This is a genomic window from Streptomyces herbicida, from assembly GCF_032656585.1.
Lineage (GTDB): Bacteria > Actinomycetota > Actinomycetes > Streptomycetales > Streptomycetaceae > Streptomyces > Streptomyces herbicida.
In genome coordinates this window covers 254,505-275,558 of the sequence record NZ_JAUYWJ010000004.1, presented here as the reverse complement: position 1 = coordinate 275,558, position 21,054 = coordinate 254,505, and the positions used below count along the sequence as shown (strand labels likewise).

Below are 21,054 nucleotides of genomic sequence, written 5' to 3'. Positions count from 1 at the left end.
CAAGCTGGAGAAGATCGGCATGGCCGCCCAGGACACCGCCGAGCTGTTCTTCGACGAGATGCGCGTCCCGGCTGCAAACCTGCTCGGCAACCGAGCTGGACGTGGCCCGCACCTACGTCGACCGGACCGTCGCCGAGCACAACGCGGGCCGGCTCGAGGCGGTGGGCGCGGCCAAGGCCAAGGAGTGGGCGACCGACGTGCGGCGCCGCGTCCTCGACCGCTGCGTCCAACTGCACGGCGGCTGCGGCTACATGCGCGAGACGCCGGTGGCCAAGGCCTTCGTCGACAACCGCGTGCACCCCGTCTACGGCGGCTCCAACGAGGTCATGAGGGAGGTCATCGGCCGCGACCTCGGCGTCCAGGCAGTCCTGGAACCACCCCTCACCGGAAAGCGGAGACGTGACGTGAGCGAACGACAGCTCAGGGTCTGCATCATCGGTGCCGGACCCCGTGGCCTCAGCGTGCTGGAGCGGCTGTGCGCCGACGCCCGTGCGCACGCCGCCGACGTCGCCGTGACGGTGCACGTCGTGGACCCGGGCCGTCCGGGACCCGGCCGGGTCTGGCGCACCGACCAGTCGCGCCACCTGCTGATGAACACAGTCGCCTCGCAGGTCACCCTCTTCACGGACCCGACCGTGGAGATGACCGGCGAGATCGCGCCCGGACCGAGCCTGTACGAGTGGGCCAGGCAGCTGGCCTCCTCGCACTGCCCGCAGCCGACGGCCCCCGTCGGCGAGGACGTGCTGACGCAGGCTCGGGAGCTGACCCCGGACTCGTATCCGACTCGCGCCTTCTACGGCCACTACCTGGAGTGGGTCTTCCGGCGCGTGGTGCGGGGCGCGCCGTCCGGCGTGCGGGTCGTCGTCCACCCCCTGCGCGCCGTCCGCCTCCAGGACGGCCCCGGCGGACTGCAGAGCGTCACCCTGTCCAACGGCACCCGGATCGGCAACCTGGACGCGGTCGTCCTCGCCCAGGGGCATCTCCCGCTGCACGGCGACTCAACGCAGGACCGGCTCGCCGACTTCGCCGCCCGGCACTCCCTCGTCTACCTTCGTCCCGCGAACCCGGCGGACCTCGACCTGCGGGCCGTGCTCCCCCAAGCCCCCGTGCTGCTGCGCGGACTCGGCCTCAACTTCTTCGACCACATGGCGCTGTTCACCCTCGGCCGCGGTGGCGTCTTCGAGCGGGACGCCGGAACCGGACGCCTCGTCTACCGTCCCTCGGGCCGTGAGCCCACCCTGTACGCCGGCTCCCGGCGCGGCGTCCCCTACCACTCCCGGGGCCGCAACCAGAAGGGCGCCCACGGCCGTCACCGTCCCCTGCTGCTGATCCCCGCGAAACTGGCCGAGCTGCGCCGCGCCGCGGACCGGCGCGGGCTGGACTTCGTCCGCGACCTGTGGCCGTTGATCGCCAAGGAGGTCGAGACGGTCTATTACGCGGCCCTTCTCACCCGCAGCGGCCGCGCCCAGGACGCCCGAAGGTTCACGGCACGCACCCTCGGCGCGCCCTGGCGCTCGCCTCAAGAGGCCGCGCTGCTCACCGAGTTCGGTATTCCCGAGGGCGACCGCTGGGACTGGCAGCGCGTCGCACGCCCGTACGGCGAGAACAGCTTCCCGACCGCGGCCGCCCACCGGGCCTGGCTGCTGCGCACGCTCCGCCGGGACCTGGCCGAGTCGGCGACCGGCAACGTGGACGGCCCGCTGAAGGCGGCCCTCGACGTGCTGCGCGACCTGCGCAACGAGATCCGGCTCGTGGTCGACCACGGCGGACTGGCCGGCCGCTCCCACCGCGACGACCTGGAGCGCTGGTACACCCCGCTCAACGCGTTCCTGTCCATCGGTCCGCCCCCGCAGCGCATCGAGGAGCTGATCGCCCTCGTCGAGGCGGGTGTGCTGCACCTCGTCGGTCCGGGCATGACAGTGCGGCCCGACGAGCGGGACGGGATCTTCGTCGCGGAGTCGGCCAGCGTGCCGGGGCACCGGGTCACGGCGACCGCCCTCGTGGAAGCGCGGCTGCCCGAGCCCGACCTGCGGCGCACCGCCGACCCGCTGCTGCGTCATCTGACGGCCACCGGCCAGTGCCGCCCCTATGTGATCCGCGACGCCGAGCACGGGGACTACGAGACCGGCGGCCTCGCGGTGACCGGCCGCCCCTACCGCGTGATCACCGCCGACGGCACGGCCCATCCGCGTCGCTTCGCCTACGGCGTCCCCACCGAGTCGGTCCACTGGGTGACGGCCGCCGGCATCCGGCCCGGCGTGAACTCGGTGATCCTCGCCGACGCCGACGCCATCGCGCTCGCCCTGCTGGACTTCGCGTCGGCAGACCCTGAGCAGCCCACGCCCGCCCGCTCCGCACCGGCGCGGACACCCGCCCAGACACCGACACCGACGACGGCGCCGACGCCGGAGGCGCGCGCCGCGGCGTCGGCTCCCTGACCCGACTCCCGAGAGGAAGACCAAATGACTGTTGTCCCCACGGCCCTCGAACCGGGTGCTCGCCCCGTCGCCGTAACGTACCTGGCGGATGCGGGCCTGTTCTCCCCGGTCCGGGCCGGCTCCCCGGCCGAGGCCGCGACCTCCGACGCCGACTGTCTGCAGGCCATGCTCGACGCGGAGGCCGCCCTGGCCCGGGCGCAGGCCCGGCTCGGCGCCGTGCCGCCGTCGGCGGCCGCCCTCATCACCTCCACCGCGCGGGCGGAGCGCTTCGACCTCCGGGAGGTGGCGGTGCGCGCCCGCGCGGCGGCCAACCCCGTCGTCGCCTTGGTGGGGATGCTCGCCGAGGCCGTCGGCCGTGAGGACCCCGAGGCCGCGCACTACGTCCATCAGGGCTCAACCAGCCAGGACGTGCTGGACACCGCCCTGATGCTGGTCGCCGCGCGCACCGTCGATCTCGTCCTGGCCGACCTGGACCGGGTCGCGGCCGCCCTGGCCCGGCTGGCCGAGACCCACCGCGACACCCCGACGGCCGCGCGGACCCTGGGCCAGCACGCGGTGCCCACCACCTTCGGGCTCAAGGCGGCGGGCTGGCTCCAGGCTGTCCTGGACGCCCAGGAGCGGCTCGGCCGGATCTGCGACACCGGCCTGCCGGTCCAACTCGGCGGCGCGGCGGGCACGCTCGCCGGCTATCTCGCCTACGCCCGCCTGTACGGCCCGTCGGCGACGGTCGAGCCCGCGAATCCCGCCGAGTCCGGCTCGGAAGCCGACGCCGACGGCAACGGCGAGGACTACGCCCGCAGGCTCCCGGTCGCCTTCGCCAACGAGCTGGGCCTGACCAGCGCCGAGGTTCCCTGGCACACCGTCCGCACCCCCATCGCCGACCTGGCCGCCGCACTCTCCCTCACCGCGGCCGGGCTCGGCACCTTCGCGGCCGACGTCCAGCTGCTGTCCCGTACCGAGTGCGCGGAGGTCACCGAGCCAGCCGCCGAAGGGCGTGGCGCCTCGTCGGCCATGCCGCACAAGCGCAACCCGGCGCTGGCCGCCCTGATCCGCTCGACGGCCTACCAGGTGCCGGGGCTCGTCGCGGGTCTCGCCCAGGCGGCCGTCGTCGACGACGAGCGTCCCGCAGGCGCCTGGCACGCCGAGTGGGAGCCGCTGCGCGCGTGTCTGCGGCTGGTGGGCGGCGCCGCGCACACGGCTGCCGAACTCGCCGAGGGCCTGCTCGTCCACCCCGAACGGATGCGCGCCAACCTGGGCCTCACTAACGGTCTGGTGGTGTCCGAGCGGCTCGCCGCACTCCTGTCGCCCGCCCTGGGCCGGAGCGCCGCGAAGAGCCTGGTCGCCCGGGCGTCCGCACGCGCGGCCGACGAGGGCCGCCACCTCGCGGACGTCCTCGCCGAGGCCCCCGAACTCACCGGCCGCCACGACGCGCGGCAGCTGCGGGCCTGGTGCGCCCCGGCACACTACACCGGCGCCGCGGGCCTCGCGGTCGACCTGACCCTCGCCCGCTACCGCGCCACCCGCCGCTGCCGCGCGGCCTGACGCGCCGAGCCCGAGGACCGCCAGTCCTGACGAGACCACCTCAGACCGACCGGACCGACGCGGCCCCCACGACCTACGCAGAAGGACCACACGATGACGGCGGCACCGACCACACCGACCCTGACGGCGGCCTCCGCCCGCACGGCCGACCGCCCCACGGCGGCGGCCTTCACCGCGGCGACGGCGGCGGCCACCCGGCGCTGGACCACGCCGACGGGCGTGGGCGTCACCCGCCGTTCCCAGCCGCTGGACCCCGTCCTCGCCCAGGCCGAACCGGCGCGTCTGGAACGCACCCTGGACTCCCGGCGCGGCCGGCTGATGTTCTCGGTCATCACCCCGCACCTGGACGTCAACCCGATCCTTGACGAGCTGCGCCGGCGGGTCGCGGAGGAACTGGACTACCGGCTGGAGGCGCGGGCGCAGCGGGCCTTCGCCCACGGTTACCGGGGGGACAAAAAGATCCTGGTCCCGGAGGTGGCCGCGTTCACCGAGCGGGTGCTGGTCACCGAGTGGATCGACGGCGTCCCGCTGTCCGCCGTCATCCGCGACGGCTCGCAGTCCGAGCGCGACGCCGCGGGCCTGCGCTACGCCCGCTTCCTCTTCTCCGGGCCGGGCCGGGCCGGCCTGCTGCACGCCGACCCGCATACCGGGCGACTACCGCGTCCTGGACGACGGGCGGCTCGGCGTCATCGACTTCGGCGCCGTCAAACAGTTACCCGAGGGCTTCCCGCCTTCGCTCGGCGCGCTCAGCCGCCTCGCCCATCGGGGCGACCGGGAGGCCGCCGCCCACGAACTCCTGGTGGCGGAGGGGTTCCTGAAGGCCGGGGCCGCCCTCGCCCCCGCGGCCCTCGGCCCCCTCCTGCTGCCGATCGCGACTCCCTCGGTCGGGGAAAGCTACCGATTCACCTGGGAATGGCTGCACGAGGAGGTGGCGCAGGCGCTCGACCCGCGGGAGGGCGGCATGCTGCGCCGCTTCAACCTGCCGCTGGAGTACGTGCTGGTGAACCCGGCCGCCCGGGCCGCCACGGCCGTGCTGTGCCAACTCAAGTGCGAGATCCCTTTCCGCGCCGAGGCCGAGCGCCGGCTGCCGGGGTTCCAGGAAGAGACGTGATCGCGGGGAGTGCGAAGGCCGCTTTCCGCCTCTCTATCCATGAACCCCGAAAACGGCCCTCGGACGGGCCCGCCCAAGGCCCCAGGAAGGGCCGCCGACGGCCCCTGAAAGGCGCCCGCTCCGTCCCCCTCGCTGGAGGCAGCATGACCACGCTCCGCCCACCGAACGCACTGCGCTGGTGGACCCTCGCGGTGGTATCCGTCGGCACGTTCATGCTCATGCTCGACCTGAGCGTCGTCTCCGTGGCGCTCCCCGGCATCAGGGGGGCCCTGCACGCGAGCTTCACCGAGATGCAGTGGGTGTTCGACGCCTACGCGCTCACCCTCGCCGCCTTTCTCGTCATCTCCGGCTCCCTCGCCGACCGCCGCGGCCGCAAGACGGTCTTCCTCGTCGGCCTGGTCGTCTTCACGGTCGCCTCGCTGGCCTGTGGCCTCGCCGACTCCATCGAGGTGCTGAACGTCAGCCGAGGAGTGCAGGGCGTCGGTGCGGCGATCATGTTCGCGGTGGGTCCCGCGCTGCTCGGCCACGAGTTTCACGGCAAGGAACGCGCCGCCGCGTTCAGCGTCTTCGGCGCCGCGGTGGGCATCGCGGCCGCCACCGGGCCGCTGATCGGCGGCGCCCTGACCAGCGGGCCGGGCTGGCGCTGGATCTTCTTCCTGAACGTCCCGGTCGGCGTCGTCACCCTGCTGGTCGCCCTGCGCCGGCTGCGCGAGTCGCGGCTGGCGGGCAGCGCCGCCCCGGACTTCGCCGGAATGACGGTGTTCACCGTCTCCCTCGCCGCGCTGGTCCTGGCGATCATCCGGGGCAACACCGACGGCTGGCACTCGGCGAGCAACCTCGGGCTGTACACCGTCGCAGCGCTCTGTCTGATCGTCTTTCTGGCCCTGGCGCGGGCCCGCGGCGAGAACGCCATGATGGACCTGAGGATGTTCCGCAACCGGACCTTCGTCGGGCTGTGCGCGGTCACCTTCCTCGCCAACGCCGCCGGACTCCCGCCGATCTTCATCGAGACCTCGTACCTGCAGAGCGTCCTCGGCAGCTCGGCCTGGGAGGCGGGCCTGCGGTTCCTGCCGCTGTCGCTGGGCATGTTCGTCTTCGGCGCGCTGACCGGCGGACTGACCGACAAGGTCCCCTTCCGGATCATCATGGGCGTCTCACAGCTCGCCCTCGCCGTCTCTCTGCTGCTCACCCACCGCAGCGGCGCCGACGACTCCTGGACGGCCCTCGTGCCCAGCCTGGTCGTGACCGGCGCGGCCTTCGGGCTGTTCCAGCCGACCCGGGCGGCGCTCGCCATCGGCGTCGCCGAACCGGCCAAGGCGGGCGTGGCCTCCGGGATCAACGAGACGTTCCAGCAGGTGGGGACCGCTCTCGGCATCGCGGTCGTCGGCGCGTTCTTCGAGAACCGGGTGGCCGACTCCTTCGCGCGGTCCGGCGCCGCCGCGAGCCTCGGCGACAAGAGCCACGAGGTCGCGTCGGCGGTCAGCGCCGGCGCCATCGAGCCCGCCGCCCGGTCGGCGGGGCCGGCCCTGCACGACCAGGTCCTCGCGGACGGGCGCCACGCGTTCACCGAGGGGTTCCACCAGGCCATGACGCTGTGCGCGGTCGTCGCGTTCGCCGCCGCGCTCATCGCGGTCGCGTTCCTGCGCAACAAGGACCTGCACGAGAGCGCCCTCACCGGCATCCCGCCGGAGCTGCCCGACGACGACGTGCAGCGCGCCGGCTCCGGCGTCCGCACGCCCTCCTGACGGCCCGTCGGACGCCGTCACGTCTCTCATCCATTCAGTTCATCCGAGTGCACCACGTTCTCTGGGGGAGCCCCGCATGAAGCACCAGGGCATATCCGATCGCGTCGACCTTCCGATCGACCGCATCCCGACCCGCTGGTACAACGTGATTCCGGATCTGCCCCGGATTCCCGAGCGCTACATCGACAACGCCACCGGAAAGCCGGTCACGCAGGAGTGGCTTGAGCGCCTCTTCGTCAAGGCCATGGCCGCGCAGGAGAGCTCCCTCGAACGCTGGATCACGATCCCCGAGCCGGTGCGCGACGCCTACAAGCTGTGGCGGCCCACCCCGCTGGTTCGTGCCGTGGCGCTGGAGCGGGAGCTGGGCACCCCGGCGCAGATCTGGTTCAAGTACGAGGCGACCGCGCCCACCGGCAGCCACAAACTCAACTCGGCCATCGCGCAGGCCTATTATGCCAAGCGCGACGGCCACACCCGGCTGGTCACCGACACCGGCGCCGGCCAGTGGGGCAGCGCCCTCGCCCTCGCCTGCCAGCTGATGGGCATCGACCTCACCGTCTTCATGGTGCGGGCCAGTTTCCACCAGAAGCCCTACCGCCGCCATCTGATGGAGACCTACGGCGCCACCGTGCTGCCGAGCCCCGGGGACACCACCGCCTTCGGCCGCAAGCTGCTCGCCGACTCGCCCAACCACCCGGGCAGCGAGGCCACCGCCGTCAGCGAGGCCCTGGAACTCGTCGACGCCGACGCGGGCACCCGGCTCGCCGTCGGCGCCTTCTCCAACCACTGCCTGCTGCACCACACCGTGATCGGCCAGGAGGTGCGCGAGCAGCTCGCCGAGATCGGCCGCAGCCCCGACTACCTGATCGCCTCCGTGGGCTGCGGCTCCAACCTGGGCGGCTTCGCCATGCCGTTCCTGGAGGACAAGCTCAACGGCGCGGACATCGAGATCCTCGCCGCCGAGCCGGAGGCCTGCGCCCCCCTCACCCACGGCGAGTACCGCCTCGACTGGGCCGACGCCGGCGGACGCGGCCCGGGCGTCTACACCTACACCCTCGGCCACGACTTCGTGCCGCCACCCATCCACGCCGGCGGCCTGCGCTACCACGGCTGCGCCCCGCTGGTCGGCCTGATGCGGCACGAGGGCCTGCTGGAGGCCGCCGCCTACCCGCAGACGCAGGTGTTCGAGGCCGCGACGACCTTCGCCCGGCTGCAGGGCTACCTGCCCGCCCCCGAGAGCGCGCACGCCATCCGCGCCGTCATCGACAAGGCCCTCGACTGCAAGCGCACGGGCCGCGAGGCCACCATCGTGTTCTGCTACAGCGGTCACGGTCTCCTCGACCTCGAGGCGTACGGCCGCTACAACGCGGGCCTGCTGCGCGACGTCGAGCAGGAGGACTTCACCGCCCCGAGCTTGGAGGGGCTGGCGTCATGAGGTCCTACCCGCAGTACATCGACGGCAAGGACGTCGACGGGCAGCGCTGGACGTACGTCGTGCGCGCCTCCGCGATGCTGCGCGACGTCGACAGCGCCTTCAACCTCAAACGGGGGCTGGAGCTCGGCCGGATCACCGAGGTCACGGACGACGTCGTGGCGCGCTGCGCGGTCGGCACCGTCGCCGACAGCGACAGCGCGCTCGAGGCGGCCCGCCGGGCGAGCCGCGTCTACCGGCTGCTCCCGCAGGAGACCCGCAGCAGGATCGTCCTGGACTTCAACGAGGCGCTGGCCGCCCGCGCCGACGAGATGATCGACATCCTGATCGCCGAAGGCCACCCCCGCCGGCTCGCCCAGTGGGAGGTCAGCGGCATGCTGCGGGGCACCGACGAGGCGACGATCCGCTGGTACGAGAGCCAGCTGCACCAGTGCTTCGAAGTGGAGGGCAAGCACCTCGAACTCGTCCGCAAACCCGACGGCGTCGTGTGCGTCAACCCACCGCAGAACGCGGCAGGCTCGAACTCCACGATGGGCGTGTTCGCCCTGCTCGCGGGCAACGCGATCGTCGTCAAGGCGCCCCGTTCCTCCCCGCTCAGCGTGATGTTCCTCTTCCGCGACCTGCTCGCCCCGATCCTGGAACGGCACGGCGCCCCGCCCGGCACTCTCAACGTGGTCTGCGGCAACGCGGGCGGCATCCTGCGCAGCTGGGTCACCAGCCCGCTCGTCGACGACATCCTGTTCTTCGGCGACAGCGACGCCGGTCTCAAACTCGGCGAGGAGTGCCTGAAGAACGGCAAGAAGGCCGTACTGGAACTCGCGGGAAACGACGGCTTCGTCGTCTGGCGCGACGCCGACCTCGAAGCCGCAGCCCGCGCCCTGGAGGAGTGCTTCTACGGCTCCAGCCAGATCTGCATGGTCCCCAAGTACGCCGTCCTGCACCCCGAGATCGCCGATGACTTCACCGAGCTGTTCGTGGAACGCGTCCGCAAGCTGCGCCCCGGCTTCCCCGAGGACCCGGAGATCCTTCTCAGCCCTGTGCTGAAGGTCGACAAGTTCTTCGACTTCATCGCCGAGGCCCGCGAGGCCGGCGCCGAGCTGCTGTGCGGCGGCGCCCGGGTGGACGTGCACGGCGCGCCGTCGACGCGCGGCATGTTCTGCGAGCCGACCGTGGTCCGCGTCGAGGGCCTCGCCCGCGCGGGCGGCCTCTCCCTCGTCCGCGAGGAGACCTTCTTCCCGCTCATCCCGCTGGTCGTGCCCGAGGCTGCCCCGGACGACCAGCTCTTCGACCGGGTCGTCGAGTTCCTCGACGACAACGTCTACGGATTGCGCAACTCGATGTGGACGGGCGACCCGCGCCTGGCTCGCCGCTTCGCCGACGGCGTCACCAACGGCGGGCTGCTGAAGGTCAACGACTCGCACATCGGCTTCAATGCGATCCTGTCCACCCACGGCGGCACCGGCCGCACCGGCGGCCCCTACGGCGAGCTCAACTACGCCGGGCTGCGCACCTCCCACCTGCAGGGCGTCTCCTGGGGCGACGGCGACCCGAGGCCGCTGGACCCGCGGGTCCTGGCCTCAGGGGAGAGGGCACAGGGCTGACCCATGGCCGTCAACGGCTCGAGCACCAGCACGGACCCGAGCACCCCGGGGGGCCCCGCAGCCGTCGAGCACTTCGACGTCATCATCGTGGGCGCCCGCTGCGCCGGCTCACCGCTCGCCACGCTGCTCGCGCGCGCCGGACTGAAGGTGGTCGTGCTCGAGCAGGCGACCTTCCCGAGGCCGACGCTGTCCTCGCACCTCCTGGAAGCGGACGGACTGAGCTTCCTCAGCCGGCTCGGCGTGCTCGGGCCGGTCGAGAAGACCGGCGTGCGCTTCATGAAGCACACCGACACCCGGCTCGGCGACTTCCGGGTGCACGCCCCCTTCCCGCTGGCCTTCGACGACCCCGGCGGCGCCGCCTTCCTCCAGCGCCACCTGCTCGACGCGATCCTCGCCGACGCCGCCGCCGAGTCCGGCGCGGACCTGCGGATGGGGACCCGGGTCGTCGAGGTGCTGTGGCACCGCGGCCGGGTCTGCGGCGTGCGCGCCGAGAAGGGGGGCGTCACGACCCGGCTGCACGCGCCCTTGGTCGTCGGCGCCGACGGCCGCGCCTCGACCGTCGCCTACATGTGCGGCTCCCACAAGTACAACGTGAACCACAACCAGCGCTCCTACTACTTCACCTTCTTCGAGGGAGCCGACCCCGCCTACGACGACCTGTTCGTCTTCCACCGCTGGGGCGACCGCATGGTGTGGGCCGGCCCCGCCGACAACGGGCTGTACCTCGTCGGCGTCTCGCCCGAGCAGCACGAGCGCGACTACTTCCGGCGCGAGACCGAGGCCGGGCTCCTCGCCCACATGCGGGTCTGCGAGCCCACCGCCAAGGCGCTGGCAGGCGCCCGCATCGCGCAGAAGATCTCCGGCATCGTCAAGTTCGACGGCTACCTCCGCCAGGCCTCCGGACCGGGCTGGGTGCTCGTCGGCGACGCCGGTCACTTCAAGGACCCGTCGGCCGGTCGCGGCATCGGCGACGCCTTCCTCCAGGTGGAGGCGCTCGCCCCGGCGATCGTCGCCTCCCTCGACGGGTCGGGCCACGGCGGCGCGGACGAGACGCTGCGCCGCTGGGGCGTCTGGCGCGACCGCCGCTTCGAGGGCCACTACTGGCTCGCGACCACCCTGGGCGAGGCCGGCCCGCTGCCCGGCGCCGTCCCCGAGGCGCTCCGGCGCCTGCACGAACGCGGCCAACTCGACCGATTCTTCGACCTGTTCAGCCATCGCTCGCGCTACTACGACGTGTTCCCGCTGCGCGACATGGGCCTGGCGACCGCCCGCCGCCTGGTGGCCGGTTCCCAGCCTCGCGGCCCGCTGCTCAAGGAGACCCTCGGGCTACTCGCCCGAGAGCCGCGCCGTCGGTGGATCAACCGACGCCCGGCGCTCGCCTCGTCCGACCTGACGGCCCCGCCGGTCGCCCGGACACCCCGTACAGCACGACCGGACCAGAGGGAGACCGCGGATGCGGCACATAACGGATGAGCCCCGGGCGGAGGCCGATGTCGTCGTGGTCGGCGCCGGCCTCGCCGGTCTGACCGCGGCCCGCGAACTGGCGTCGGCCGGCTGGACCGTACGCCTGCTGGAGGCCCGCGACCGGGTGGGCGGTCGGCTCAAGGGCCTCGACCTGGGCGACGGGAAGACGGCCGACCTCGGCGGCGAGTACTTCGGCGACAAGAGCACCCTGATCGCCGAGACCGGCCGCTCGCTCGGCGTGCAGGGATTCCGCACCTACGACCACGGACGCCGGCTCAGCTTCGTGGGCGGCCGCCGGCACGCGTACACCGGACTGTTCCCTTGGAAGCTCGCACCGACCACGCTCGCCGACTTCGGCCAGGCCGTCCTGCGCATCGAGCGGCTCTCGCGCACCGTCCCTCCCGAGGCGCCGTGGCTGGCGCCGGACGCGAAGGCACTGGACAGCCAGACGTTCTGGTCCTGGTGCCGGCGCAACGTGGCGACACCGACCGCTCGCGAGTTCCTGTCGATGGTGACGGAGGCCGCGTACTGCGCCTCGCCCTCCGACCTGTCACTGCTGCACGTGCTGTACTACGCCAGCGCCTCGGGCGGGTTCCGCTACCTCCTGGAGATCAGCCGCGGCATCCAGCGCTACCGATTCGAGGGCGGCGCGCACAGCATCCCGCAGAGGCTCGCGCAAACCCTGACCGACGAGGTCCGCCTCGGCGCGGTCGTCCGCCGCATCGAACAGCGCGCCGACTCGGTGATCGTCTCGGGCCCCGGCTTCGAGACACGGGCCCGCTGGGCGGTCGTCGCCGTCCCGCTGACCCTCTCCAGCCGCATCGAGTACGCACCCGCCCTGCCTGGCTACCGCGACCAGCTCACCCAGCGCATGCCGGCCGGCGCCGCGCTCAAGTGCCTCGCGATCTACGACGAGCCGTTCTGGCGGGCCGACGGCTTCAGCGGCCAGGTAACCACCAGCGACGGCCCCTTCCGGGTCGCCCTGGACACCTCGCCGCCCGACGGCAGCCCGGGCGTGCTGTCCGCCTTCGTCACCGGCTCGGCGGCCCGCAGGCTGACCCGCCTGCCCAAGCCGGAACGGCGCACGGCCGTCGTCGGCGCGCTGGCCCGCGCCCTGGGCCCGCGCGCCGCCAAGCCCGCCGACTTCGTCGAACAGAACTGGCTGGACGAGGAGTTCACCCGAGGCTGCTACCACGGCTTCGCACCGCCCGGTGTCTACACGTCCTACGGCCCCGCCCTGCGCGCCCCCATCGGCCGCATCCACTGGGCCGGCACCGAGACCGGCGTCCACCAGATGGGCTCCATGGGCGGCGCCGTCGACTCCGGCCTGCGCGCAGCCCGCGAGCTCTTCGCCCGCGCCGTCGGCGACCGCGACCCCGGCGCGGCGATCCTGGGCGCGGTGGGCCGTGGCTGACCACCCCGCCCGCGCCCCGCTCGCGTCTGCCGGCGCGCCCCACGAGGGCGGGGCCGCCGCCGACCGCGGCGCACTGCTCGTCATCGGCGGATACGGACTCGTGGGCGCCCAGGCGGCGCGGCTGCTGCGGCAGCGCGATCCCGGGCTGCGGCTGCTGATCGGGGGCCGCAACCCGGGGCGGGCGAAGGAGCTCGCCTCCTCGCTCGGGGCGCAGGCCGTCGCCGTCGACGTCGGCCGGCCGCGTCCGCTGGCGGCGCTGCCCGAGCGGCCGGCCGCGATCCTCGCGGCGGTCAGCGACGGGCAGGGCCACCTCGTCGCCGACGCGATGCGCCTCGGTATCCCCCTCGCGGACATCCACCGGGCCGGAAACGCCGACGTCCTCGACGTCTGCGTGGCCGCGGCCCGCGAACGGCCCACGGCCGCTGTCCTGTTGTCGGGCAGCTGGTTCGCCGGACTCGCCGCCCTCATGGCCGCCGCCGCGATACGCGAACTCGGCGGCGCCGCCGACCAGGTGGACATCGTCGTCCTGGCATCCTCCGACGACCGGGTCGGCCCCGACTCCTGGGGCTTCGGCGAGCGGCTGGCCTGGCCCTACTACCCGATGCGCGACGGCCGACGTACTCCCGTGCAGCCCATGACGGACACGCGCCGGGTGCGCTGCGCGGACGGCGCCGAACGCCCCGCCGCGCTGGTGGGCACGCTGGAGCAGACCACGGTGCCCGTCACCCTCGGCGTCCCGACGGTCCAGACCCGCATGGCGCTGCAGAGCCCGGCGTCCCTGCGCGCCCTGGTCGGTCTCAAGCGGTCCGGGACGTTGCGCGCCCTCGCCCGCCCAGCCCTGCGCACCGTTCGCTCCGCCCTTCTGGAGCGGACCGGCACGGGGGACTTCGCCGGACTCACGGTCACCGGACGCGGCCATGGCCGGACCGTCTCGGTCGATCTGCTGGACCCGCGCGGCCAGGCGCACCTGAGCGCTGTGGGCGCCGCCTGGGCCGCCGAGCAGGTCCTCGGCGCCCGCCTGCCGGCCGGCGTCTCCTACCCGGAGCAGTCCGCGCACCCCAAGGGCGACTTCGACCTGCTGCGGCAGGCCCTTGTCCAGGTCCGCACGACCGGCTTCACCCAGGAACCCTGACCCCGCCCACGAGAGGAACCACACGCCATGGACACGAAGCCGGACATCGACCCCGACCACGGCACGGACGGCAGGACCGCCGCGCTCCTCCTGGTCGCCCTGCGCGCCGTCGGCGGCGCCGCGTTCCTCGCCCCGACGCTCGGCACGAAGACCTTCGCCATCAGGGACGACGCCGAAGGGGCCTACCTGGTGCGCCTGTTCGCGGCCCGCAACCTGGCCATGGCCGGCGGTCTGCTGCTCAGCAGGGGCCGGGCGCGGCGCCTGTGGTTCCAGGCCGGCGTCGTCTGTGACGCACTGGACACGGCGGCCGGGCTGATGGGGCTGCGGACCGGCAAGAAGGCCTCCTCGGCGACCGTCGACACCCTCGCCGCGCTCGCCGCCACCGCGATCGGCGTGGCCGGCCTGCGGACCGGACGCCGGGAGGAGGAGCGGTGACCGAACGGGTCTGCGTCATCGGGGCCGGTTCCGCGGGCATCGCCATGGCCCGCGCCCTGGTCCTGCGCGACATCCCCTTCGACTGCTACGAGCGCGGCTCCGCGATCGGCGGCCTGTGGCGCTACCCCACGGACCCGCCCGCAGACGACCGGGACGCCGACGACGCCCGCAGCTGCGCCTACCCGTCGCTGCACGCGAACACCTCCAAGACGGTCATGCAGTACCCGAGCTTCCCGATGCCCGACGACTGCCCGGACTACCCCCACCACACCCAGGTGGCCCGTTACCTGGACGCCTACGCCGACCGTTTCGGCCTGCGCGAGCACATCCGCTTCGACACCGAGGTGACCCGAGCCGCCCCCGCCCCCGGCGGCGGCTGGAACGTGACCCTCGGCGACTGCTCCGTGCACCACTACCGCGCCGTCCTCGTCGCCTCCGGCGGACGCCACGGCGAGCCCGTGTACGGCTGTTTCGACGGGGAGTTCACCGGCGAGCAGCTGCACTCCATGGACTACCGCGGGCCCGCTGGCCTCGAGGGGAAACGGGTCGTCGTCCTCGGCCTCGGCGCGACCGCCGCCGACATCGCCACCGAGATCTCCCGGGTCGCCGAGACCACCTCTCTGTCCGTGCGCACCGGCCACTACGTCGTCCCCAAGATCCTCGAGGGCCGCCCGATCGACCGGCTCTCGCCGCTGATGAAGAAGCTGTCCGTCGAGCAGCGCCGCCCGCTGGTGAAGCTGATGCTCAAGCTCGTCCACGGCGACATGACCCAGTACGGTCTGCCCGCACCCCCCTACCAGGTCGGCCAGGGCCCCCTGGTGGCCAGCAGCGAACTCCTCCCGGCGATCGTGCACGGACGGATCACGCCCCGCCCGGTGATCGTGGCCGCCGAGGACCGCAAGCTGCGCTTCGCCGACGGACAGACCGTCGAGGCGGACGCGATCGTCCACTGCACCGGGTACCGGATCTCCTACCCGTTCCTCGACCGGGAGCACGTGGGCGACGGCGACGACGCGCCCCCGCTCTACCACCAGGTCGTGCCCCCGCAGACCGAGGGCCTCTACTTCATCGGCCTGCTGCACTCGATGACCGCGCTGATGCCGCTCGCCGAGGCCCAGTCCGACTGGGTCGGCGACCTGCTCAGCGGCGCCGTCCGGCTCCCGCCGCGCGAGCAGATGTGGGCCCGGATCCGGCACGCGCGGCGCCGCCAGGACAAACGGTTCTACGACTCTTCCGGGCACCTCCTGGTGGATCCGCAGGAATACGAGCGGCTCATGACCGCCGAACGCGCGAGGAAGGACTGACAGTCATGCTCCAGACCCGAAAGCCCCGGGGGCCCGGCGCGCAACCGAGCGGCTCCGTCCGGCGCACCACCCTCGGCAAGGTCCTGCGCGGCCAGTTCGAACCGCGCCGCGTCGCCCTGCTCAAGCCGGTCAACGTCGGGCTCATGGCCGAACTCGCCGCCGAGCGCCACGGCCGCGTCCCGCTCCTCCTCGACCAGCCCTTCGCCTGGGACCCCGAGCAGCGCACCGCACTGGACTACGTCGAGTTCGCCCACCTGGTGGAGCAGTTCTCCGCCGTCCTCACGGCGGCCGGCGTCAGGCGCTGGGACCGGGTCGTGATCCTCAAGACCCCGAACTACGACGTCCAGGCGCTCGCCTGGGCCGCCGCCCGGATCGGCGCGATCCCCGCACTGCTGTCCGCCGGCCTCGACCCCGACATCCTCAACATCCTCCTGGAACGCCTCCAGGCCCGGTACCTGGTCACCGATCCGCAGACCGCCGCGTACGCGCGCCTGGACCGGGCCAGGCTCGACGCCCTCGGCGTCCGGGCCGTCGCCGACATCGACGGCGGCGTCCCGGTCGAAGACCTGTGGGGCGGCGCGGTGCCCGCGCCGGCGCCCCTCAAGGACGAGGACCCGATGATGATCACCCACACGTCGAGCACGACGGGCGTGTCGAAACTGGCGGAGACCTCCGCGAAGGCGGTGTCGTTCTCGGCGTTCATGGAGTCCGTCTTCCCGTTCCTGCACAACGACAACGAGCTGTTCGCCAGCGCCATCTCGCACGTCCACGTCCGCGGTGCGATCACCCAGCAGGCCGCGTTCTCCCGCGGTACCCCGCTGCTCGGCATCGGCCGTCCCGACGACGAGACCATGGTCCGCCTGCTGCAACGGCACCGCCCCACGATCCTGGAGGCCCACCCCAACGCCTACGTCGGCTGGGAACGCCTCCTCGACGACCCCGCGCAGCCGTTCGCCGGCATCCGCGTCTTCATCAACACCTTCGACGCCATCCACCCGCGCACCATCCGCCGCTTCCTGAACACCTCGACCCGCACCATGCCGCTGTGGTGGCAGTGCTACGGCATGACCGAGACCCAGGTGGTCTCCGTGCGTCCGTACACCCGGCGCTCCGCCGCCCGGCTCGGCGGCCGCGACTCGCGCAGCGTCGGCTGGGAGGTGCCCGGCGTACGCGCCCGCATCGCAGACCCGGCCACCGGCAGGCGGCGCAGCTCGCAGTCTCAGCCGGGGATGATCCAGGCCCGCACCCGCGCCCGGGCTCTGTCGTTCGTCGGCACCCCGGAGAAGTTCTCCGAGCGCCGGCACGGCAGGTGGTTCGACACCGGCGACTGGGGCCGTCGCGGCCGCTGGGGCCAACTTGAGATCCTCGACCGGGTCGCCGACCGCATCGACGGCGTGGACAGCTGCCTGTGGCTCGAGGACGTCCTCATGGGCCGGATCCCCGACGCCGAGGAGATCGTCGTCGTCCCCGACGGCGAGGGCCGGCCGGTGCCGGTGATCTGCATGCGCGACGGCAAGACCCTGGACCCGCTCGCCTGGAAGAGCGCGTCGGCGGGCCTCACCGGGCTGGCCGAGCCCTTCGAGGTCTCGCCGCAGGACCTGCGCCGGACCGCGACGGTCAAGGCCCGGCGCTACCTCCTCACCGAAATGATCAAGAACGGTCGTCCCGCGCCCGTGTCCCCCGAGATCGTCCTGCGCGACGGCGCCTGAGCCCCGCACGAAGGACCCGAGGACCTGAGGAGTCAATGCAGTGCACGACATCAGCGAGAACCCACGGATCGAGGCCGACGTCATCGTCGTAGGCGCGGGCTTCGCGGGCGTCACGGCCGCGCGTGAACTGAAGCAGGCCGGCAAGACCGTGGCGCTGCTCGAAGCCCGCCCCCGCCTCGGCGGCCGCTCGCTGAGCCGGCCGATCGGGGACGGCAAGATCGTCGAGCTGGGCTGCGAGTTCAACGGACAGCCCGACTCGATCAGCGCCCGCACCGGCCGCTCGGTCGGCATCGGCTCCCACAGGGTCTACGACGAGGGACACCGGCTGATCGACGACGGCGGCCGCATCGCACGCTGGAAGGGCATGGCTCCCAAGGTCGGCCCTGCCACCCTGGTCGACTTCGCCCAGGCCGCCCTGCGCATCGAGCGGATGCGCCGCGAGGTCCCCCAGGACGCCCCCTGGCAGGCCCCGCGCGCGGCCCAGTGGGACCGCCAGACCATGCACTCCTGGACGCGCCGCAACCTGCGCACCCGCGGCGGACGTGCCCTCATGGGCTTGATGATCGAGGCGGGCCTGGCCGCCGCCCCCGCCGACGTCTCCCTCCTGCACGTCCTCAACTACGCCAACGGCACCGGCGGCTTCCGCGCCATGACCCAGGTCACCGGAGGCGTCCTGGAGAACCGTTTCGACGGCGGCTCACACGGCCTGGTCCTGCGCCTCGCCGAGAGCGTCGCCGATACGACGTACGTCAACGCCGCCGTACGCCGCATCCGCCATGCCGGCAACAAGGTCACCGTCACCGGCGACGGATTCGAGGCCGTCGGCAGCCGCGTGGTGATGGCCGTGCCGGTCCCGCTCGCCGACCGCATCGACTACGACCCACCGCTGCCCGCCTACCGCGACCAGCTCAGCCAGCGCATGACGATGGGCTCGGCGATCAAGTACCTCGCCCTCTACGACGAGCCGTTCTGGCGCGCCGACGGCCTCACCGGCATGGTGATAAGCCCCCGCAGCCCCGTCCGCGCCACCATCGACAGCTGCCCGCCCGACGGCACCCCCGGCGTCCTGGCCGCCTTCGTCACCGGCCCGCCCGCCCGCCGCCTGGCCCAGCTGTCAGCCGAAGGACGCCGAGCCGTGGTCCTCGGCGAACTCGCCCGCTACTTCGGACCACGCGCCGGACGGCCCTACGAACTCATCGAGCAGAACTGGATGGCCGAGCCCTACACCCGCGGCTGCTACCACGCCTACGCCCCGCCCGGCCTCTACACCGCGTACGGGCCTGCGCTGCGCGAGGCCGTCGGCCGCATCCACTGGGCCGGCGCGGAGAGCGTGCCCCACGAGTTCGGCTCGATGTCCGGCGCGATCTACTCCGGCCGCAGAGCGGCGACCGAGATCATCGCCGCGGACGCCGGTGAACGCCCCGAGCGCCTCCTTCCGGCGACACCCCTCCAGGCGAAAGGCGTCAACTGATGTCCGAGGTACCCCAGTTCCCCGTCTACGACCGGGTCGCCCTGATGTCGGTGCACCTCGCCGAGGTCGGGGTCGGCCAGGCGCTCAACGCACTGCGCTCGGCGCCCGCACCGGCCGCGATCGAAGGGCTGCGCTACGCCCAGACCTGGCTGATGAGCCCGCTGCGCACCGGCGCCCTCCCCTCGGCCAAGGTCACCGGCGTGGCCCTGATCGCCGCCTGGGACGACGACCAGTCCCTCGACCGGTACCTGTCCCACCCGACCGCGCAGGTCTACCGCAAGGGCTGGAACGCCCGCTTCGAGCCGGTGCGCACTGTGGGTGCCTGGCCCGGCCTGCCCGACCTGCCGCGCCAGGAGAAGCCCACCGACGACGATCCGGTCGCCGTCCTCACCATGGCCCGGGTGCGCATGAACCGCTTTGCCCCGTTCGCCTCGGCCGCCGGCCCCGCCGAACGCGAGGCCCAGCGCCACCCGGGGTTCCTGGCCGGAACGTCCCTGTTGCGGCCGCCCGGCCGCGTGGCCACGCTCTCCCTGTGGCGCAACGCACGCGAGATGCGCCAGTACACCGTCGGCTCCTACCCGGGAGGCCATCTGGAGGCGATGAAGAAGCACCAGGACAAGGAGTTCCACCACGAGACACTGTTCGTACGGTTGCGCCCCTACGCGACCGAAGGCCAGTGGAACGGGCGAGACCCGCTCGGCCGCACCGAACCGGCGACGAAGGCATGAGGAGCGACATGGCGACGTACACGGTCGAGCTGCCGGCCGGAACCATCGAGTACGAGGACACCGGAGGCGACGGCCCGGTCCTCGTCCTCCTGCACGGGCTGCTCATGGACGCCTCGCTGTGGGAGGGCGTCGTCGACGAACTGCGCGCCGACCACCGTTGCGTCGTGCCCGTGCTCCCGCTGGGCGCCCACACCCTGCCGATGCCCGAGGGCGCCGACCTCTCCCCGCAGGGCCTCGCCCGCCTCGTCGCCCAGTTCCTGGAGCGGCTCGACCTCAAGAACGTCACCCTGGTCGGCAACGACACCGGCGGCGCCCTCGTCCAGCTGATGCTCGGCGAACTCGACGACCGCCTCGGCGGGATCGTCCTCGTCTCCTGCGACGCCTACGACAACTTCCCGCCCGGCCTGACCGGCAGGACCGTCGTCCTCACCGGCAAGCTGCCACCCGCGTTGTTCGGCGCGTTCATGCAGCAGATGCGGCTCAAGCCGGTCCGCCGGCTCCCGATCGCCTTCGGCTGGCTGACCAAACGCGGCGACGCCGTCACCGCCGGCTGGCTGCGGCCCGTCCTGAAGCTGCCGGCGATCCGCCGCGACACGGTCCGGGTGCTGCGGGGCATCTCCGCCCACCGCACGGCCCTGCTCGAGGCCGCCGAACGGCTGCCCTCCTTCGACCGGCCCGCCCTGGTCGTCTGGGCCGAGAAGGACCGCGTGATGCCCGCCGACCACGGGCGCCGCCTGGCCGCGGCCCTGCCCCAGGGACGGCTCGTGGAGGTGCCGGACAGCTACTCCTTGCTGCCCTTGGACCAGCCCGCCGCCCTGGCCCAGGCCATCCGGGCGTTCACCCGCGCCTGACCAGCGCCGACGGGCGCCGGCCGGGGCGGAAGATCCTGGATGTCACCAAAGGGTTCTCGGTACGTCGGGACAGCGCGTGAGCGCGCCGGAAGCGCTCCCGCTCTCCCATCCGAACTCTGCCGAGGCAGCCACCCTGTTCCTGACGATCAGCACCATCGGCGACCCGAACGCCCCGCCACCGACCTGGGCTTGCGGGACCACGTCACCGAAATCGCCGGCACGGCCGCAACAGCCTGCCCCAGGATGACACTCGAGCCGACCACGCCCTGGCACGCCATCAGGCCCGCGCGGACCCGACAACGTGACAACGCCGTCGTCGAGGATCGTGCAGCCGACGATGTGGTCGCGGGCCTGCTCGGGGATGAGGTCGCGGCCCTCCTGTCCCATCACGGCGGCGACTTCCAGTTCGAAGTCGAACATGTCCGATCCTGGGAGCATGGGGACGTCCATGTGTGGGCCGTACACCGCGTAGGCGTTGCCGAAGTAGAACGTCGGGGCCGCGTACCACCGCTCCGGCACCCGTCCGCCCCGTCCACGGACCGCCGTACGCCCTCCACGGATTCTTCGAATCCCACCAGCGAGCATTCGCCACGCCGGCTGCAGAAACACCCAAACGCTAGATCTTGGACTTGAACATGGCAGGAAGCACGAGGAAACTCCCGATTCGTCTGCTCCCT

At 72.8% G+C, this 21,054-nt stretch carries 16 protein-coding genes and 2 pseudogenes; 16 read left to right on the top strand and 2 right to left on the bottom strand.

What is annotated here, in order from left to right; genetic code table 11:
* The first annotated feature begins 101 nt into the window (after positions 1–101).
* Positions 102–2,438, top strand: a complete 2,337-nt coding sequence (locus tag Q8A52_RS10935) for an FAD/NAD(P)-binding protein (RefSeq protein WP_408649185.1) — start codon at positions 102–104, stop codon at positions 2,436–2,438.
* A 24-nt stretch (positions 2,439–2,462) separates the two neighbouring features.
* Positions 2,463–3,980: a lyase family protein gene (locus tag Q8A52_RS10930; protein WP_316750544.1), complete on the top strand. Its 1,518-nt coding sequence runs from the start codon at positions 2,463–2,465 to the stop codon at positions 3,978–3,980.
* Here Q8A52_RS10930 and Q8A52_RS10925 read toward each other — a convergent pair.
* A complete protein-coding gene (locus Q8A52_RS10925; protein WP_316750543.1) occupies positions 3,947–4,312 on the bottom strand; it encodes a hypothetical protein in 366 nt (121 codons plus the stop codon). The genes Q8A52_RS10930 and Q8A52_RS10925 overlap by 34 nt on opposite strands.
* On the opposite strand from Q8A52_RS10925, the pseudogene Q8A52_RS48975 reads away from it, so the two are divergent.
* The 14 genes and pseudogenes from Q8A52_RS48975 to Q8A52_RS10860 all read left to right on the top strand — a co-directional run.
* A pseudogene (locus Q8A52_RS48975) lies at positions 4,299–4,577 on the top strand (AarF/UbiB family protein); the annotation flags it as partial. The gene Q8A52_RS10925 and the pseudogene Q8A52_RS48975 sit on opposite strands and share 14 nt — an antisense overlap.
* A 202-nt stretch (positions 4,578–4,779) precedes the next feature.
* A complete protein-coding gene (locus Q8A52_RS10920) occupies positions 4,780–5,091 on the top strand; it encodes a hypothetical protein (protein ID WP_316750542.1) in 312 nt (103 codons plus the stop codon).
* Between the two features lie 143 nt (positions 5,092–5,234).
* Positions 5,235–6,836 carry an MFS transporter gene (locus Q8A52_RS10915; protein ID WP_316750541.1) on the top strand — a complete coding sequence of 534 codons (1,602 nt, stop codon included), beginning with the start codon at positions 5,235–5,237 and terminating at the stop codon, positions 6,834–6,836.
* A 76-nt stretch (positions 6,837–6,912) separates the two neighbouring features.
* On the top strand, positions 6,913–8,271 hold the full coding sequence (locus Q8A52_RS10910) for a TrpB-like pyridoxal phosphate-dependent enzyme (protein WP_316750539.1): 1,359 nt from the start codon (positions 6,913–6,915) through the stop codon (positions 8,269–8,271).
* Complete coding sequence (locus Q8A52_RS10905; protein ID WP_316750537.1) at positions 8,268–9,869, top strand: aldehyde dehydrogenase family protein; 1,602 nt, start codon at positions 8,268–8,270, stop codon at positions 9,867–9,869. Before Q8A52_RS10910 ends, Q8A52_RS10905 begins: the two co-directional genes overlap by 4 nt.
* 3 nt (positions 9,870–9,872) lie before the next feature.
* Positions 9,873–11,342: an NAD(P)/FAD-dependent oxidoreductase gene (locus tag Q8A52_RS10900; protein ID WP_316750535.1), complete on the top strand. Its 1,470-nt coding sequence runs from the start codon at positions 9,873–9,875 to the stop codon at positions 11,340–11,342.
* Positions 11,323–12,747, top strand: coding sequence for a flavin monoamine oxidase family protein (locus tag Q8A52_RS10895; protein ID WP_316750533.1), 1,425 nt, complete (start codon positions 11,323–11,325; stop codon positions 12,745–12,747). Before Q8A52_RS10900 ends, Q8A52_RS10895 begins: the two co-directional genes overlap by 20 nt.
* On the top strand, positions 12,740–13,879 hold the full coding sequence (locus tag Q8A52_RS10890) for a saccharopine dehydrogenase family protein (protein WP_316750532.1): 1,140 nt from the start codon (positions 12,740–12,742) through the stop codon (positions 13,877–13,879). Before Q8A52_RS10895 ends, Q8A52_RS10890 begins: the two co-directional genes overlap by 8 nt.
* Before the next feature lie 27 nt (positions 13,880–13,906).
* Positions 13,907–14,314, top strand: a complete 408-nt coding sequence (locus Q8A52_RS10885) for a hypothetical protein (RefSeq protein WP_316750530.1) — start codon at positions 13,907–13,909, stop codon at positions 14,312–14,314.
* The gene (locus tag Q8A52_RS10880; RefSeq protein WP_316750528.1) at positions 14,311–15,618 is read left to right on the top strand and encodes a flavin-containing monooxygenase; all 1,308 of its coding nucleotides are present in this window, start codon (positions 14,311–14,313) and stop codon (positions 15,616–15,618) included. Before Q8A52_RS10885 ends, Q8A52_RS10880 begins: the two co-directional genes overlap by 4 nt.
* 5 nt (positions 15,619–15,623) lie before the next feature.
* Positions 15,624–17,327: a class I adenylate-forming enzyme family protein gene (locus Q8A52_RS10875; protein WP_316750526.1), complete on the top strand. Its 1,704-nt coding sequence runs from the start codon at positions 15,624–15,626 to the stop codon at positions 17,325–17,327.
* 40 nt (positions 17,328–17,367) lie between these two features.
* Positions 17,368–18,798 (top strand): flavin monoamine oxidase family protein, encoded by a 1,431-nt coding sequence (locus Q8A52_RS10870; RefSeq protein WP_316750524.1) that lies wholly within the window; start codon positions 17,368–17,370, stop codon positions 18,796–18,798.
* On the top strand, positions 18,798–19,526 hold the full coding sequence (locus Q8A52_RS10865) for a spheroidene monooxygenase (RefSeq protein ID WP_316750521.1): 729 nt from the start codon (positions 18,798–18,800) through the stop codon (positions 19,524–19,526). Before Q8A52_RS10870 ends, Q8A52_RS10865 begins: the two co-directional genes overlap by 1 nt.
* 8 nt (positions 19,527–19,534) lie before the next feature.
* Complete coding sequence (locus tag Q8A52_RS10860; protein ID WP_316750519.1) at positions 19,535–20,377, top strand: alpha/beta fold hydrolase; 843 nt, start codon at positions 19,535–19,537, stop codon at positions 20,375–20,377.
* A 312-nt stretch (positions 20,378–20,689) separates the two neighbouring features.
* Here the strand turns inward: Q8A52_RS10860 and Q8A52_RS10855 are convergent.
* A pseudogene (locus Q8A52_RS10855) lies at positions 20,690–20,952 on the bottom strand (fumarylacetoacetate hydrolase family protein); the annotation flags it as partial.
* Positions 20,953–21,054 lie beyond the last annotated feature (102 nt).

What these genes read in the sequence shown, in the direction of transcription:
- Q8A52_RS10930 (WP_316750544.1), top strand. Translation starts at nt 2,463, where the DNA reads ATGACTGTTGTCCCCACGGCCCTCGAACCGGGTGCTCGCCCCGTCGCC.
- Q8A52_RS10925 (WP_316750543.1), bottom strand. Translation starts at nt 4,312, where the DNA reads ATGACCGAGAACATCAGCCGGCCGCGCCGGGAGTCCAGGGTGCGTTCC.
- Q8A52_RS10915 (WP_316750541.1), top strand. Translation starts at nt 5,235, where the DNA reads ATGACCACGCTCCGCCCACCGAACGCACTGCGCTGGTGGACCCTCGCG.
- Q8A52_RS10910 (WP_316750539.1), top strand. Translation starts at nt 6,913, where the DNA reads ATGAAGCACCAGGGCATATCCGATCGCGTCGACCTTCCGATCGACCGC.
- Q8A52_RS10905 (WP_316750537.1), top strand. Translation starts at nt 8,268, where the DNA reads ATGAGGTCCTACCCGCAGTACATCGACGGCAAGGACGTCGACGGGCAG.
- Q8A52_RS10900 (WP_316750535.1), top strand. Translation starts at nt 9,873, where the DNA reads ATGGCCGTCAACGGCTCGAGCACCAGCACGGACCCGAGCACCCCGGGG.
- Q8A52_RS10895 (WP_316750533.1), top strand. Translation starts at nt 11,323, where the DNA reads ATGCGGCACATAACGGATGAGCCCCGGGCGGAGGCCGATGTCGTCGTG.
- Q8A52_RS10885 (WP_316750530.1), top strand. Translation starts at nt 13,907, where the DNA reads ATGGACACGAAGCCGGACATCGACCCCGACCACGGCACGGACGGCAGG.
- Q8A52_RS10875 (WP_316750526.1), top strand. Translation starts at nt 15,624, where the DNA reads ATGCTCCAGACCCGAAAGCCCCGGGGGCCCGGCGCGCAACCGAGCGGC.
- Q8A52_RS10865 (WP_316750521.1), top strand. Translation starts at nt 18,798, where the DNA reads ATGTCCGAGGTACCCCAGTTCCCCGTCTACGACCGGGTCGCCCTGATG.
- Q8A52_RS10860 (WP_316750519.1), top strand. Translation starts at nt 19,535, where the DNA reads ATGGCGACGTACACGGTCGAGCTGCCGGCCGGAACCATCGAGTACGAG.